We start from the raw sequence: 16,084 nt of genomic DNA on the forward strand, positions 1-16,084 counted from the left end.
ACGGTCCCTTGTAGGAGCCAGCTTGCTGGCGATGGTCGTAAACGATAACGCGTGTGAACTGGATAAACGCGGTGCACTTGAGTCCATCGCTGGCAAGCCGGCTCCTACAGGTATTGCTGCGGCAAACATGAGCTATCTTTTCAGCAACTCACCTGCATCAGGTGACCGCTGACAAGTCAGGACGTTTTATGATTCGTTTGCCCCGACGCCACGCTCTCTTTGCCTTGACCATTGCCAGTACGCTCGCCGCCACTCCTCTGCCGGGGGCACAGAACCGCGCTGTCGAAGCCACCGCCGCCAGCGCGGTCGCGGGCCCTGTCGCCGGCACCAAAGTAACTGAACCGTACGTGCGCTTGATGGCGCGCGAGGCGTATTTCTGGGCCTGGCCGATGGCCAACATCTTCAATCGTCGCCAGGCGTTCAAAGACCTTCGCGAACCCGGCTTGATGGGCGGCATCGTACCCGTGGCCCCGATCAATCGGCTGTCGATGCTCAGCGACTACATCGACCCGGCCGAGCGGCTGGTGGCCTGCCCGAACCAGGACGTGGTGTACGGCGCCGGTAGCATCGCCCTGGACCTTGAGCCGGTGGTGCTGCAAGTGCCGGACTTCGACGGCCGCTTCTGGGTGTATCAGGTGGTCGACCTGCGTTCCGACAGCTTCGCCGAACTGGGCAAAATGTATAACACCCAGCCAGGTTTCTACCTGTTGGTCGGCCCGGACTGGAATGGCAAGGTGCCGCCCGGCATTAAACGGGTGTACCGCTCGCGCACGAACACCGGGTTCGTGATCCCCCGGGTGTTCCAGGACGACACCGCCGCCGACCGCCAGGCCGTGCAGCCGGCATTGTCGGGCATCGACATGTACCCGCTGTCGCAATACGACGGCAAGATGAAGAAGCGCAACTGGGCCAGGCTGCCGAAATTCCCGGCCCAGGCTTCTGATGGCAACGCCGAAACCAAATGGGTGGTACCGGAGAAGTTCTTCGACGAATTGCCGGCCCTGCTCAAGGACGCCAAGCCATTGCCGGGCGAAGAAGCCCGCTACGGGCAAATGGCCGCCCTGGCTGCCATCGCCAAGGCCGACCCGCAACTGCGCGCCGCGATGATCGACGAGGCGAAAAAGGCCGACAAAGAAGTGATCGACCCGCTGTTGCAGTTCCGCAACTACGGCCTGCAATTGCCCAATCACTGGAGCACCGTCAGCAACGGCGCAGCGTTCGGCACCGACTATTTCACCCGTACCGCCGTCGCGCGCTCGAACATATTCGTCAATCAGCAGAAAGAGACCAAATACTTCTACCAGGACCTGGATGAGAACGGCCTGCGCCTCAACGGTCAGTACGGTTACAGCGTCACGTTCGCCAAAGGCAAGCTGCCGCCGGTCAAGGGGTTCTGGTCGCTGACGTTGTACAACGAACAGCACTTCTTCTCGCCGAACGAGCTCAAGCGTTATTCCATCGGCACCAAGAACAAATCCCTGCAAACCAACCCTGACGGCTCGCTGACTATCTACGTGCAAAGCGAATCACCGGGCAAGGACAAGGAAAGCAACTGGCTGCCCTCGCCTAAAGGCGCCGAATTCTCGCTGTACATCCGCGCCTACTGGCCGCAAGCCGATGCCCTCGACGGCGACTGGACCCCGCCGGCCGTTGTGAAAACCAACTGAACAGGATCTGAAAAAATGAGCGCCCACGTGGCACTCATTTCATTTTGGCGGCATGGAAATTCCCAAAGCCCTGTGGGAGCGAGCTTGCTCCGGGCGGCGTTCCGACGATGGCTGAGTGTCAGCCGACATCAATGCTGGATGCGCCGGCTTCATCGCGAGCAAGCTCGCTCCCACAGGTTTCAGTGGCGCCCACAAAGGCTCGCTACACCGCCAAACAAAGGTGGGAGCCTGAACAGTCATCCAGCGTTCAGCGGCCCTGTCAGCATTTGGAATTGGATAATCAAATCTGGTTACACCAAAACACAACTTTTGCTACGAGTAATGGATCTCACTCAAGTCGATCGACACCAGCAACGCCTCCTTGTTGATGTGCCCATCGGCCTTGCGCCGATAGGCTCGCCGCTTGCCCGGCATGCGCAATCCGTCGGCCTGGACGTAGTCATAAACCAGTTGGGCAGCGGGCATGCCGCCGCTCACATCGACGTTGTAGTCGTGGCGGCGCAGCAGAAAGTCATCGCCGAAGTAGAAGTCCTGGATGGCGCTGTGGGTTGCGATGCTGTCGGGGAAGTGAACCCGCAAATGCCGCCAGAGCTCGGCGCCCTCTTGCAAGGGCTCGATTTCCTCGCTGGTTACGCCCGGCAAGGTGAACAGGAAGGGCATGGTCAGGTAGGACCACATCGCATAGCCGTTGAAGTAGGCCCGGTGCAACGGGTCCCAGGCCGTGTGTTCCCCATGGCCCTTGAAGGATGCCCGGGGTGCCTGGCGCTCGGCAATCACCTTGCCCGCGGTATTCTCGATGGCGATTCGATTCGGCGTATAGGCCGTGAATTGCTCCGGTGAGCCGAAGGGTGTCACCGAGGCTCTTTGTTCATGCAGCCACACGGTCATCTGGCGTGGCGCGCTGTCCTGGGTCAACCCTTTCATGCCCCAGAGCGAGCCGCCGGTGACGATCGTGGCGCAGACTTTATTGAAACTGTTCCAGCGCACCAGGCCGCCATGAGCGGTCAGTACCTGGTCCAGCAGTTCGCGATCCTGTGCAGACATGATTGCGTCCCCTCCTCGTCCGTTAGCTCTTGCATCATTACCAGAATAATGGATAGCCGGCCGCGTGCAGGACCGGGCCGATGGACAACCGGATTGAGGTTCAAACCACTGTGCGCACCAGGCATCAAAGACAGCACACCGATTCAATATTCCCGACCCGATCTACGTAACCATGACCACCTCACTCACCCCCGTAAGGACAGTGTCATGGCCATTGCAAAGGCAGTACCTGACAAAACCCTGCTGACCCCGACCGACCACACCCTGATCATGATCGACCACCAGTCGCAGATGTCCTTCGCGACCAAGTCGATCGACGCTGTCACCCTGCGCAACAACGCCGCACTGGTGGCCAAGGCAGCGCGTGGCTTCAAGGTCTCGACCATTCTCACCACCGTCGCCGAGAAGAGCTTTTCCGGGCCGATCTTCGACGAAATCAAGGCTGTGTTCCCGGAACACAACGTGATCGACCGCACCAGCATGAACACCTGGGAAGACGAGCGCATTGCCGTGGAAGTCAACGCCATCGGCAAGCAGAAGATTGTCCTCGCCGGTCTGTGGACGTCCGTGTGCATCGTTGGCCCGGCGTTGTCGGCGATTGACCAGGGGTTCGAGGTGTATGTAATTGCCGACGCCTGCGGCGACGTCAGCACCGAAGCCCATGAAATGGCCATGCAGCGCATGATCCAGATCGGTGCCCGACCGATGACCTCGCTGCAATACCTGCTGGAACTGCAACGCGACTGGGCCCGCAGCGAGACCTACGACGAAACGGTGAAAACCTCGATTGCCAACGGTGGTGCCTACGGTCTGGGCCTGATCTACGCCAAGACCATGTTTGGTGCGTCCGAAGGCCATTAAGGTCCGTTGAAAAAAACCGGCGACTGCGGACGAACCCTGTAGGAGCAAGCTCGCTCCTACAGTGAATCATCGCAGTCGCTACCCCCTGTGGTGAGCCATTGATGACCCTCTTCCCGCAAGACTTCAGGGCGGCCATTGCCCTGTTTTTCTGCCTGCTGGCCACCCACGCACTGGCCGATGAACCGGCACAAGGCACAGAAGGTTTTTTCGAGGGGGCGACTCTTGGCGTGCTCAACCGAAACTTTTATCTGAACAGCGACTATCGATCGCCCTCGCCGACCGGCAAGAGCTACCAGGCCGAATGGGCTCAAGGTTTTATCAGCGCTTTTGAATCCGGCTTTACACCGGGCACGGTCGGCTTCGGCCTCGATGCCCATGCTTTTGTGGGATTGAAGCTTGATGGCGGCAAGGGCCATTCCGGAACCGGTCTGTTGCCAGTGGGCAGTGACGGCCGCAGCGCAAGCGACTACTCCAGCGGTGGCGGCGCGATCAAGCTCAAGGCATCGAATACCACCTTGGCGTTTGGCGAAATGGAGGTCGAATCCCCGGTGTTCGACACCGCGGACAAACGCCTGCAGCCGGAGTACGCCACAGGTTTTCTGCTCAACAGCCGCGAAATCGATGGCATGAACCTGCAGGCCGGCCACTTCACGGCGTTCAAGAATCAGGACAGTGCTTCAGGCAAGGGCAACTTTTTCGGTTATGGCGCCAACACCGAGGCCGGCGGCATTTCGTTTGTCGGCGCCGATCTGTTTACCCAAAGTCCTATCGGCGGTGCCCTGTATGCCTCGGAGCTGACCGATACCTGGAATCAGTACTACGGCAACCTGCACTTCAAGCAGTCCGAGGTGTTCCTAGACGCCAACCTCTATCACACCCGGGACACCGGTCAGGCGCTGGCCGGTGCCATCGACAACACGGCGTACAGCCTGTCCGGCAGATACACGCTGGACGCCCATGGGTTCACCCTGGCTTATCAAAAGGTCGACGGTGATACGCCGTTCGATTTCGTCGGTGGCGATTCCATCTACCTGGCCAACTCGATCAAGTACGCCGACTTCAACGGCGCCGGCGAACGCTCCTGGCAGGTTCGTTACGACCTGGACCTGGCCAACTTCGGGATACCCGGCCTGAAGTTCATGACCCGCTACGTCACCGGCGACCAAATTGATGGCACCCATGCGCCACAAGGTGGCGCCTACAACCCGTTCGACCCGGCGACCGGCACCTACGTACCGCAACAAGGGGATGGCGGCAAGCATTGGGAGCGGGACATTGATTTGAAGTACATCGTCCAAACGGGTGCGGCGAAGGACCTGTCGGTGCAGGTATCGCACGTTTCGCACCGGGCCAATGAGGCGCAGGCGGGTGATGACATAGACCGGATATATGTAGTGATTCAGTACCCGCTGGGGTTCTGAGGAAAGCATTCGGCAATGTTTGGAATGCATTCAATTGTTGGAGCGGGCTTGCCGCAAAGCTGCAAATTCTGTTCGGATTGGATGGATCACAATAGAGGTACGACCGCTCGATAGCGCACCAATAGTATGATGGGTTGCACGCAGTCGACCATCTCCGTGGAGGCCCAATCATGGGAACCGTACGAAAAACCATCACTGTGACTGACCAGCAAGACAACTGGATCAAAGCACAGATCGAAGCGGGCCATTACACCAACGACAGCGAATATATTCGCGATCTGATCCGTCGTGAACAGGAGCGCAGCGCTGAACTCGAAACGATCCGTGCCGCCCTTCGGGAAGGTGAATCCAGCGGAAAACCTCGCCCATTCGATTCAGCTGCATTCAAACAGAGAATGTTGACCGCGCATGGCTGAGTATCGTCTAACGCCTGCCGCAGAGGGTGACCTTGAGGCAATGTGTTGCTTCGACCAACGCCATCGCGAGCAGGCTCGCTCCTACAGGGGATTGGGTTGAGTCAGAAGGTTTGGGGGTGATTGGCGGAAGGCAGCCGGAGTCGAACCTGCCCGGGAACGGATGCCGTCCCCAACCGGGTTTGAAGCCCGGCCGCGCCACCGGGCGCGATTGCCTTCCTTGAATTCTTGCCCCTGAATCAGTGCTCTGTGCGTTGGGCCAACGCACTGTCCAGGCGTATCTGCCGTCGATCACCAAAGCGTCGGGTCAGGCCAATACGGTCGAAGTACTCCAGTATCTGGATGCTGCGCTTGCGCCCCAGGCCCACCGCATCACGAAACGCCGTCACCTGAATCACCGGGTTGGCGTCCGCCAGTTGCAACAGCATAGCCGCCAATCGGCGAATCATGCTGTCGGTGTAAAACAGATCGCGCACCACTTGATGCATCAAGCCCAGGCGCGCCATTTTGCGTAGCAATGCGCGGACGGTTGCTTCGTCATGCCCCAGGTTGCGCACCCAGGGCGGATTGATCTGCGCCGCGTCGAACAGTGGCTGCAATTGTAGCCACAGGGCTTCGTCCTCTTCGCTCAAGCGCACCTGATGCCCGGGCAGATGCAACCACGGACCGCTGCTGGCGATGTCGCCGCTGGCCAGCAATTCATCGAGCAGGCTGATGAATGTCGGGCGTTCCAGCGTGCTGCCGGTGAATCGACGCAGGCGGTCCCGGTCCGGGCCCATTTGATCCGGTTCGAGTTGATGGAAACGCGCGAGTTGATCCACTAAAGGCGCTTTCAAGGCTTCCCAGCGACTTGCACTGAACAGCAACGCGCCTTGGCGGGTGTCGATCAGGCGCACGTCAGCGGGCAACACCCAACTGCTGCGCGGTCGGTTGAACTGCCGTTCCAGACGCTGCGGATCGAGCCCGGTGTCGCTATGGGCCAGCAATGCCGGCAGCACATCTTCCAGCGTTGCGCTGTTCGCCAGCGCGTCCAGTTGCGCCAACCGTTCGGGGCTGCGGCGTTGCCGGGTGGGTGCAAACGGATCGAGCACCCGGCCGCCACCCAGCGTACGTTGGGCACTCTGGTCACGCAGGATCAGCGGATCACCCTTCACTGCATGCACCGCTGTATTGAGCAGCAGTTGCGCAAACATCCGTTCACCGGGTGCCAGGCTGGTGCCTTCCAGCAAGGCGACGCGCCCGGTCACGTCCTGGGTGCCGAGGTGCACGTGCACCGGTTGAAAGTGCTCGAAGGCCCGGGGTTCGCCGGCCAGCAGTTGCATGTCGATGTCCAGGCGCTGGGTGGGCGCATACAGGCCTTCGGCGAGTAACCAGTGGCCGCGATGGATATGTTCGAGGGCCAGCCGCTCGGCACTCAGGTTCAACGCCACGCGCTGGCCGGCAAAGGCATGGTCGGCGGCCTGGTTTTGCGCGTGCAGGCCACGGATGCGCACCGGTTTGCCTTGTGGCCCCAACAGCAGGGTATCGCCCACCGCGACCTGGCCGGACAGCGCTGTGCCGGTCACCACGATACCGGCCCCGGCCACGCTGAAGGCCCGGTCGATCGCCAGGCGAAAACCACCTTCAGTGCTGCGTTGCTGTACTTCACGCTGGGCTTGCAGCAATTGTTGGCGCAGGGTTTCGATGCCCTCGCCGGTCACGCTCGACAGCGCAATCAGCGGTGCATCGGCATAGGGTCCGGGCGCCAGCAAGGTACGGACCTGCTCGCGCACGTCCTGCACCCGGGCGCTGTCGACCCGGTCGCACTTGCTTATCGCTACCAGTGCCCGAGGGATGCCCAGCAACTGGACAATCGCCAGGTGCTCGCGGGTCTGCGGCATCACCCCGTCATCGGCGGCCACCACCAGCAACACCAGATCGATGCCCTGCGCCCCGGCCAGCATGTTGTGGGTGAAGCGCTCATGGCCGGGAACGTCGATGAAACCGGTCAGCGGCGCATCCGCCTCCAGCGCGGCATACAGGTAGCCGAGGTCGATGGTCATGCCACGTTCACGCTCTTCGCGGCGCCGGTCACCCGCCTGCCCGGTCAACGCCTGGAGTAGCGCCGTCTTGCCATGGTCGATGTGCCCTGCTGTGCCGACAATCACCCTGTCCGGCCCTCCACCTGTAATTGATCGAGTTGCGCCAGCCATGCCGGCTCGTCGTCCAGTTGCCGCAGATCCAGCCACAGGGCGTCATCGTCGATGCGCCCGAGGACCGCAATCGGCAAGGCGCGAAAGGCTTCTTCCAGCGTCAACAGCGAGCGCCCGCGCAAGCGCTTGGAAGTCAGCGGCCGCAGACACAGCGCTGCGCTGGCCAGCCTCGCCACCGGTTGGCTGCCACTGCCGATCATGCCCAGTGCTGGCATCGCGCTGACGCTCCAGCCATCACCCAGCACTTGGGCCAGCGCCGGCCGCAAACGCTCGGCTTGGGCGAGGATATCGGCCTGTGGCCGGGTCAACAGGCGCAGGCTCGGCAAGCGCTCGGCCAGTCGGTCCGGGTTGCGGTACAAACTCAGTACCGCTTCCAGGGCGGCCAGGGTCATCTTGTCGACCCGCAGCGCACGCTTGAGCGGATTTTTCTTGATCCTGGCGATCAGATCCTTGCGCCCGACAATCACCCCGGCCTGTGGCCCACCCAGCAGTTTGTCGCCACTGAAGGTAACGATGTCCGCGCCATCCAGCAGCGCCTGACGCACAGTCGGCTCTGCCGGCAAACCCCAGCGGGTCAAGTCGAGCAGACTGCCGCTGCCGAGGTCTTCGAGCAGCGGCAAGCCGTGCTGGTGGGCCAGTTGCGCCAGTTCGGCGGTCGGCACGCTCGTGGTGAAGCCTTGAATGCTGTAGTTGCTCGCATGCACGCGCATGATCAAACCGCTGCGCGGGCCGATCGCGGCCTCGTAGTCGCGGGCATGGGTGCGGTTGGTGGTGCCGACCTCAACCAGCTTCACCCCGGCGCGGGCCATGATGTCGGGCATGCGGAAGGCGCCGCCGATTTCAATCAGTTCGCCCCGGGAAATAATCCCTTCCTTGCGCGCGCCCAGGCTGTTGAGGGTCAGCAGTACCGCAGCGGCATTGTTGTTGACCACGGTCACCGCTTCGGCGCCGGTCAGTTCGCGGATCAAGTCATCGATCAGGTCGTCGCGGTCTCCGCGCTTGCCGCTGTGCAGGTCGAATTCGAGGTTGAGTGGATAGCGTGCGGCCATTTGCACCGCCTCGATCGCTTCCTCGGGCAACAGCGCCCGGCCGAGGTTGGTGTGCAAGACCGTGCCGGTGAGGTTGAACACCCTGCGTACATGGCTGCGATGCTGGATGGCCAAGCGCTCGCCAACCCTGCCCGCCAGCACGTCAGCGCTGACTTCCACAGGTTCGAGCAAACCCTGCAGCACCCCTTCGCGCAATTCATCCAGCAATTGCCGCAAGGCGCCCAGCAAGGCGTCGCGTCCATAGCGCTCGGCCAACGGCTGGCACGCCGGGTGACGTAACAGACTGTCGATGGAAGGTAGACGCAGGGGGTGGCTGGCACTGCGTGCAGACATCTGGCGCTCCTGAAAACGAATGACCCTCGCGCCAGAGTGTAGACGCTGCGGTTACTCGTCTCCCGGCGCCAGCAACAGATTGGGTGCCAGACGCTGATAACCGTCCTGGGTCAGGCGCATGTCGAGCATCAGGCTGGACAGATCTGCCGACAATGCTTCGGCGTCCGCATCGTTCTCCAGATAGAGCAACTTCAGATAGCTGTTACAACCGGGGCAGACTTCGGCGCGCAACGGCGCCTGGTTGGCGGCATGGCGATCATCTTCAAGGCTGAGGTATTCCAGGCCCTTGCTCTGCTCGCAATACACGCACTTGACCCGCACCACATGCCACTCGCAGGCGCACAGCGAACAGACCAGATAACGCAAGCCATTGTACTTGCCGCGATGGCGGATCACCCCGGCCATGGCCGGCGAGCCACAGGCCGGGCACTGGCTGAGGCTGTCGCCGGCGGTCAGTGCCAGGTTCGGCGTACTCAACAGCCAGTGGCTCCAGGCCGTTTGCAGCGCCGTACCGAGAAACGGCACCAGCGCGGCCGGTACCAGTGAATACTGGCCGCTGACCAGTGCCACCGCCCACGCGCGGCGTTGCCCGGCGCCGGCCAGGCGCAAGGTGTCCACGGCATCGGCCACGGCGGATTGCGGCGGTGCGCTATAGCGCTGTAACAAGGCATCGAGGTAAAGCTGCCAATCGTCTTCGCGCGCCAGGCTGTCGGCCGCGAACGGCGGCAAGCCGTGTTGCTGGCACAATTCGATGCGTTGTCGGTCGAGGGGTTCACTTTGCGGCGGATCGTCCAGCACCTGCTGCTGCACCCGGCACAACCCGGCGATCAGGCGCAGGTAGTCGGCCAGCGGGTGCCCTTCGGCCAGGGTTTCCAGGCGCTGCGCGCGCAGGCTGAACAGGTTAGGCGGCGGCATGTACAGAAACGGCGGCGAACTGGCCGCCGCTTCGATTTCTCCAGGTTCCAGGATGGTTGGCAAATGTCAGCCCTTTTTAGTGATCGGTCGCGAGGGAGCTTCGTCGCGGGTCTCATCTTGAGTCACTTGGCGATACCAGAGTTCGTGGTGTTTCCTGGCCCAATCGCGGCTGACCCTGCCGTGCAACATGGCGCTGACCGAGCCCTTGATCCAGATGCCGGCATAGATGTGCACGATGATGCTCAGGATCAGCACGAAACCGGCCAACGCATGCAGCAACATCGCCCAGCGTATCGTGGTGATGCCGAAATACTCGCTGAAGTACGCACGCCAGATCACCAGACCGCTGAACAACAGCACCAGCATGCACAGCAGTAAAGTCCAGAACAGCAGCTTCTGCCCGGGGTTGTATTTGCCGATGGGCGGCACGCCCTCCTCTTCATTTTTCATCACCCGGTCGATGCGCTTGAGCCACAGGCGGTCATTGGCGATGAAGTAGTTGGCGCGCCAGAAGCGAAACACCAGGCCGAGGAACAGCACGAACATCAGCACGCCCATGAACGGGTGCAGGATGCGTGTCCATGGCCCGCCGCCGAACAGGTTGCTCAGCCAGAACAGTGCCGGGTGGAACAGCGCCAGCCCGGACAACCCGGCCATCAGGAACAGAATCGCCACCAGCCAGTGATTGGTGCGCTGGTTGCTGGTGTAGCGCAGGATCGTCTTGTCGCTCATGGCCTGCCCTCCCCACGGGGATCGAAGGTGTGCACCGACGGATCGACTTCATGCACGGCGGTGTCCGGCGGCTGCGGATGTTCATCCTCTTCGACGATTTGCGGGCCGACGCGCACGTAGTGGAAGAACCCGGCCAGCACCGCCGCGCCCATCGCCAGCAGCGCCAAGGGTTTGCTGATGCCTTTCCACAACCCCACCAACGGACTGATCGCCGGGTGATCGGGCAAGCCGGCGTACAGTCTTGGCGTATCGGCGTGGTGCAACACGTACATCACGTGGGTGCCGCCGACGCCTTCGGGGTCGTACAGGCCGGCGTTTTCAAAGCCCCGGCTCTTGAGGTCGACGATACGCTCGGCGGCATGTTCCTTCATGTCGTCCTTGGAGCCGAACACGATGGCACCGGTCGGGCAGGTTTTCACGCAGGCCGGTTCCAGGCCTACCGCCACCCGGTCCGAGCACAAGGTGCATTTGTAGGCTTTGTGATCCTTTTGCGAAATGCGCGGGATGTCGAACGGACACCCGGTGATGCAGTAGCCGCAACCGATGCAATGATCCTGATCGAAATCGACGATGCCATTGGCGTGCTTGATGATCGCCCCCGGGCTGGGGCATGCCGCCAGGCAGCCGGGCTCGGCGCAGTGCATGCAGCCGTCCTTGCGAATCAGCCACTCCAGGTTGCCGGCGTCGGTTTCATGCTCGGTGAAGCGCATCAGCGTCCAGGTTTCTGCGGTGAGATCCTGAGGATTGTCGTAGGTGCCATGGTTATGGCCGACCTCGTCACGCAACTCGTTCCATTCCGAGCAGGCGACCTGACAGGCCTTGCAGCCGATGCATTTGGTGGTGTCGATCAGCTTGGCGACTTCCTCCATGCCGCGCACCGAGGGCGCAGGTGTGGTGGTGGCCGAGCGGGCAATGATGTCTTGGCTGGCCATTTAGACTTTCTCCACGTTGACCAGGAATGACTTGGATTCCGGGGTCTGGGTGTTGCCATCGCCGAGGAACGGCACCAGGGTGTTGGTCAGGTAGCCGTGACGGGTGGCGCCGGTGAAGCCCCAGTGCAAGGGGATACCGATCTGGTGAACTACCTGATTGTTGACCTGCAGCGGACGAATCCGCTTGGTCACCACCGCCACCGCTTCGATATGCCCGCGCTTGGAGCTGACCCTTACTCGGTCACCGGCAGCAATGCCCTTCTCCTTGGCCAGCACCTCGCCGATTTCGACGAATTGTTCGGGTTGGGTAACGGCGTTGATCGGGCAATGCTTGGTCCAGAAGTGGAAGTGTTCGGTCAGCCGGTAGCTGGTCGCCGCATACGGGAAGTCCTTGGCCTGCCCGAGGGTTTCCCAGACTGAATCGAAGATCCGACCGGCCGGGTTGCTGGTCGCCTGCTTGTTGTTGGGGTGCATCGGGTTGATACCGATGGGCGTCTCGAACGGCTCATAGTGTTCCGGGAACGGCCCTTCGTTCATCTTGTCGAGGGCGAAAAAACGCGCCACCCCTTCGGGGTTCATGATGAACGGGTTCATTCCGGCTTCCGGCGGTGCATCGGCTTTGTAGTCGGGCACGTCGGTGCCGGTCCACACCTTGCCGTTCCACCACACCAGCCGTTTGTTCGCGTCCCACGGTTTGCCTTGGGGGTCACAAGAGGCGCGGTTGTAGAGAATCCGTCGGTTCATCGGCCAGGCCCAGGCCCAGCCCAGGTTCTGCTTCATGCCGAAAGGATCGCTGTTGTCACGCCGGGCCATCAGGTTGCCCTGCTCGGTCCAGCTGCCGCAGAAGATCCAGCAACCGGACGCCGTGCTGCCATCGTCCTTGAGCTGGGCGAAGCCGGACAGCTGCTGACCGGCCTTGACCACCGCGCCCGAGGCGTCGGTGACATCGGCGATGGCGTAGCCGTTGAATTCCCGGGCCAGCTCTTCCGGCGTGGGATCATCAGGTATTTTGTAGGACCAGTTGAGCTTGAGGATCGGCTCGGCCCAGGCACCGCCGTTGGCCTGATAACGCTTGCGCAGGCGCAAGAACAGCTCGCTCATGATCTTCACGTCAGTGCGCGCCTGCCCCGGGCCGTCGGCACCTTTCCAGTGCCATTGCAACCAGCGGCCGCTGTTGACCAGTGAGCCGTTCTCTTCGGCGAAACAGGTGGTGGGCAGGCGGATGACCTCGGTCTGGATGTTGGCCGTTTCCACGTCGTTGTAAGGCCCGACGTTGCGCCAGAACTCCGAGGTTTCGGTAGCCAGTGGGTCCATCACCACCAGCCACTTGAGTTTGGCCAGCGCCTTCATCACCCGGTTTTTGTCCGGCAAGGCGGCGATCGGGTTGAAGCCCTGGCATACGTAGCCATTGACATCGCCCTTGCCCATCATGTCGAACATTTTCAGGATGTCGTAGCCGGGAATGTCCAGCTTGGGCAGCCAGTCGTAACCCCAGTGATTCTCGGCGGTGGCATTGGCGCCGTACCAGGCCTTCATCAGGCTGACGTGGAACTTGCCGTAGTTCTGCCAGTAGGACATCTGCCCGGGACGCAGCGGCTTGAGTGCACGTTTGGCAATGTAGGCGTTGTAATCCTGTTCGGCCTCGGCCGGCAAGGTCAGGTAACCAGGCAACAGGTTGGACAGCAAGCCGAGGTCGGTCAGGCCCTGGATGTTGGAGTGCCCGCGCAGGGCGTTGACGCCCCCGCCCGGCATGCCGACGTTGCCCAGCAGCAATTGCACCATGGCCGCGCTACGGATCATCTGCGAGCCGGTTGAGTGCTGGGTCCAGCCCAACGCGTAGAGAATCGTCATGGTTTTGCCCGGTTGCGAGCAGGTGGCGATCTCTTCCCAGATTTTCTGCATCGCATCCACGGGCATGCCGCAGACCTGACTGGCCAGCTCCAGGGTGTAGCGGCTGTAGTGCTGCTTCATCAATTGGTAGACGCAACGAGGGTCTTGCAAGGTCGGATCGACTTTGGCGAAACCGTCCTCGCCTATTTCGTAGCCCCAGCCAGACTTGTCGGTGTAGGTGCGCTTGCTCGCGTCGTAACCGCTGAACAACCCGTCCTCGAAACCGTAGCTGGCCTTGACGATGAACGACACGTCCGTATAGGCCCGCACGTACTCGTGCTGGATCTTGTCTTCGGTCAGCAGGTAATTGATCAGCCCGCCCATGAAGGCAATGTCGGTCCCGGTGCGGATCGGCGCGTAATAGTCGGCCACCGAGGCCGTACGGGTGAAACGCGGGTCGACCACAATCAGCCGCGCCTTGTTGTGGGCTTTGGCTTCGGTCACCCATTTGAAACCGCAAGGGTGCGCTTCGGCGGCATTGCCACCCATTACCAGAACCAGATTCGCGTTGGCGATATCGGTCCAGTGGTTGGTCATGGCACCACGGCCATACGTCGGGGCAAGACTTGCCACCGTCGGGCCATGTCAGACACGTGCCTGGTTATCGAACCCCAGCATGCCGAGACTGCGAATCACCTTATGGGTGATATAACCCGATTCGTTGGACGAGGCCGACGCCGCGAGAAAACCGGTGGTCAGCCAGCGGTTCACCGTTTGCCCCTGGGCGTTCTTCTCGATGAAGTTGGCGTCGCGGTCGGCCTTCATCAAGTCGGCGATGCGATCGAGCGCTTCATCCCAAGAGATTCGTATCCACTCCTTGGTGCCAGGCTTGCGCACCTGCGGGTACTGGAGACGACTGGGACTGTGAATGAAGTCCAGCAGGCCTGCGCCTTTGGGGCAAAGGGTACCGCGGTTGACCGGGTGGTCGGCGTCACCTTCGATGTGGATGATGTTTTGCGCGACATTCTTCGCGTCATCGCCCTGGCTGTACATGATCAAGCCGCAACCGACCGAGCAATACGGGCAGGTGTTGCGGGTTTCATGGGTGCGGGCGAGCTTGAAATGACGCACCTGTTCGGCAAAGGCTGTCGTCGGGGCCATGCCCAACGCGCCCAGGCTAGAGCCTGCAAGGCCGATACCGGCGACCTTGAAGAACTGACGACGGCTGAGATCCATCGTGCACTCCTGATCAGGTGGAACCCGGTACATGGCCGGGCTTTTTTGAACAACCACGGTAACGGCAGTCTGGCTGCCGACACTACAAACTGTAGTCAATGCTGTCGAATTCACCATGACAGCCGACCGTCGGACAAATTCAGCTTGCCGCGAAGATCCTTGTAGGAGCGAGCCTGCTCGCGAAGGTGTGTCAGATACGGTGATGTCAACTGACACACCTTCGCGAGCAGGCTCGCTCCTACAGTAGGTTGGCGTTTATCATGGTCAGCATTCCAACCCAGCTTTCATGAGACTGCGCATGACTTTCGATTTTGATCAGGTGTTCGACCGCCACCACACCGGCAGTACCAAGTGGAGCCGCTACCCGGCCGACGTGTTGCCGATGTGGGTCGCCGACATGGATTTCGCCGCGCCGCCGGTGATCATCCAGGCCCTGCAAAAGCGACTGGAACACCCGATGGTCGGCTACAGCGTGGCCCAGGATGACTTGCGCGAGGCAATCGTTGCTGACCTCTGGAACAAGTACGCCTGGCGAGTCGAGCCCCAGGAGCTGATTTTCCTGCCGGGCGTCGAGTCCGGCTTCAACATGGCGCTGAAGGCACTGGTACAGGCACCACAGAATGTCGTTGTGCAGGTGCCGAACTACCCGCCGCTGCGTCATGCACCAGGCCATTGGGGCCTGAACAAGGTCGAACTGAATTTCGATGCGCAAGCCGACGGCACCTACACCACACCGCTCGATACCCTGAGCCAGTCGCTGCAAGGTGGCGGTGCACTCCTGCTGAGCAACCCGCACAACCCCTTGGGCAAGGCCTTCCCCCGCGCAGAGCTGCAAGCCATTGCCGACATCTGCCTTGAGCACGGTGCCTGGATCATTTCCGACGAGATCCACGCCGAGTTGTGCTTCGACGGTCGCACGCACATTCCGATGGCGACCCTGAGCCCGCAAGTCGCCCAGCGCACCATCACGCTGATGTCGGCGAGCAAGGCCTACAACATCGCCGGCCTGAAGACCTCGTTCATGATCATCCAGGACCGCCACCTGCGCGAGAAGGTCAACCACGCCCGTTGCGGCATGGTCGACAGCGTCAATCCGCTGGGCATGGAAGCCACCCGGGTCGCCTACAGCGAAGCTGCTCCATGGCTGGCCGAGCTGAAGGTCTACCTGCAAGGCAACCGCGACTTCCTCGCCGAGGCCGTGCGCACTCGTCTGCCGGGCATCACCATGAACCTGCCGCAAAGCACCTACCTGGCATGGCTCGACTGCACGGCACTGGGGCTGGACGACCCGCAGCAGTTCTTCCTGGAGCAGGCCAAAGTCGGTTTGAGCGCCGGCCTGGACTTCGGCGATGACTGCAAGCAGTTCGTACGCCTGAACTTCGGCTGTCCACGGTCGCTGCTGGAAGAAGGCATTGCGCGGATGGAGCGCAGCTTGCGCCATCTCAAGGCCTGATACCCC

Annotated in this window: 13 protein-coding genes and 1 tRNA gene; 6 read left to right on the forward strand and 8 right to left on the reverse strand. The window is 61.5% G+C overall.

Annotation, left to right across the window (positions count from 1 at the left end):
* Nucleotides 1-22: 22 nt before the first annotated feature.
* A complete protein-coding gene (locus tag WHX55_RS15120) occupies nt 23-172 on the forward strand; it encodes a hypothetical protein (RefSeq protein WP_191624889.1) in 150 nt (49 codons plus the stop codon).
* A gap of 16 nt (nt 173-188) precedes the next feature.
* Nucleotides 189-1,667 (forward strand): DUF1254 domain-containing protein, encoded by a 1,479-nt coding sequence (locus tag WHX55_RS15125; RefSeq protein WP_150723822.1) that lies wholly within the window; start codon nt 189-191, stop codon nt 1,665-1,667.
* A gap of 312 nt (nt 1,668-1,979) precedes the next feature.
* Here the strand turns inward: WHX55_RS15125 and WHX55_RS15130 are convergent, their stop codons facing one another.
* Nucleotides 1,980-2,711 (reverse strand): hypothetical protein, encoded by a 732-nt coding sequence (locus WHX55_RS15130; RefSeq protein WP_150755500.1) that lies wholly within the window; start codon nt 2,709-2,711, stop codon nt 1,980-1,982.
* A gap of 207 nt (nt 2,712-2,918) precedes the next feature.
* Here WHX55_RS15130 and WHX55_RS15135 point away from each other — a divergent pair, with 207 nt between their 5' ends.
* From WHX55_RS15135 to WHX55_RS15145, 3 genes are all read left to right on the forward strand, one after another.
* Nucleotides 2,919-3,572, forward strand: a complete 654-nt coding sequence (locus tag WHX55_RS15135) for a hydrolase (protein WP_353743002.1) — start codon at nt 2,919-2,921, stop codon at nt 3,570-3,572.
* Nucleotides 3,573-3,673: 101 nt separating this feature from the next.
* Nucleotides 3,674-4,993 carry an OprD family porin gene (locus WHX55_RS15140; RefSeq protein WP_353743003.1) on the forward strand — a complete coding sequence of 440 codons (1,320 nt, stop codon included), beginning with the start codon at nt 3,674-3,676 and terminating at the stop codon, nt 4,991-4,993.
* 170 nt (nt 4,994-5,163) lie between these two features.
* On the forward strand, nt 5,164-5,409 hold the full coding sequence (locus WHX55_RS15145) for a type II toxin-antitoxin system ParD family antitoxin (protein WP_353743004.1): 246 nt from the start codon (nt 5,164-5,166) through the stop codon (nt 5,407-5,409).
* A 121-nt stretch (nt 5,410-5,530) separates the two neighbouring features.
* Here the strand turns inward: WHX55_RS15145 and WHX55_RS15150 are convergent.
* From WHX55_RS15150 to fdnG, 7 genes are all read right to left on the reverse strand, one after another.
* Nucleotides 5,531-5,626 (reverse strand) — tRNA-Sec (locus WHX55_RS15150).
* A 19-nt stretch (nt 5,627-5,645) separates the two neighbouring features.
* The gene (gene selB / locus WHX55_RS15155; protein ID WP_150757206.1) at nt 5,646-7,553 is read right to left on the reverse strand and encodes a selenocysteine-specific translation elongation factor; all 1,908 of its coding nucleotides are present in this window, start codon (nt 7,551-7,553) and stop codon (nt 5,646-5,648) included.
* Nucleotides 7,550-8,980 (reverse strand): L-seryl-tRNA(Sec) selenium transferase, encoded by a 1,431-nt coding sequence (gene selA, locus WHX55_RS15160; RefSeq protein WP_353743005.1) that lies wholly within the window; start codon nt 8,978-8,980, stop codon nt 7,550-7,552. Before selA ends, selB begins: the two co-directional genes overlap by 4 nt.
* Before the next feature lie 51 nt (nt 8,981-9,031).
* A complete protein-coding gene (fdhE, locus tag WHX55_RS15165; RefSeq protein WP_150755504.1) occupies nt 9,032-9,958 on the reverse strand; it encodes a formate dehydrogenase accessory protein FdhE in 927 nt (308 codons plus the stop codon).
* Between the two features lie 3 nt (nt 9,959-9,961).
* Nucleotides 9,962-10,627 (reverse strand): formate dehydrogenase subunit gamma, encoded by a 666-nt coding sequence (locus tag WHX55_RS15170; RefSeq protein WP_150755505.1) that lies wholly within the window; start codon nt 10,625-10,627, stop codon nt 9,962-9,964.
* Nucleotides 10,624-11,559, reverse strand: coding sequence for a formate dehydrogenase subunit beta (fdxH, locus tag WHX55_RS15175; RefSeq protein ID WP_151213537.1), 936 nt, complete (start codon nt 11,557-11,559; stop codon nt 10,624-10,626). The genes WHX55_RS15170 and fdxH overlap by 4 nt, the downstream gene beginning before the upstream one ends.
* Entirely contained in the window at nt 11,560-14,625 is a 3,066-nt protein-coding gene (gene fdnG / locus WHX55_RS15180) for a formate dehydrogenase-N subunit alpha (RefSeq protein WP_353743006.1), read from the reverse strand.
* Nucleotides 14,626-14,923: 298 nt separating this feature from the next.
* Between fdnG and WHX55_RS15185 the strand changes: the two genes are divergently transcribed.
* Entirely contained in the window at nt 14,924-16,078 is a 1,155-nt protein-coding gene (locus tag WHX55_RS15185) for a PatB family C-S lyase (protein WP_353743007.1), read from the forward strand.
* Nucleotides 16,079-16,084 lie beyond the last annotated feature (6 nt).

Source organism: Pseudomonas fluorescens (genome assembly GCF_040448305.1).
Taxonomy (GTDB): domain Bacteria; phylum Pseudomonadota; class Gammaproteobacteria; order Pseudomonadales; family Pseudomonadaceae; genus Aquipseudomonas; species Aquipseudomonas fluorescens_BH.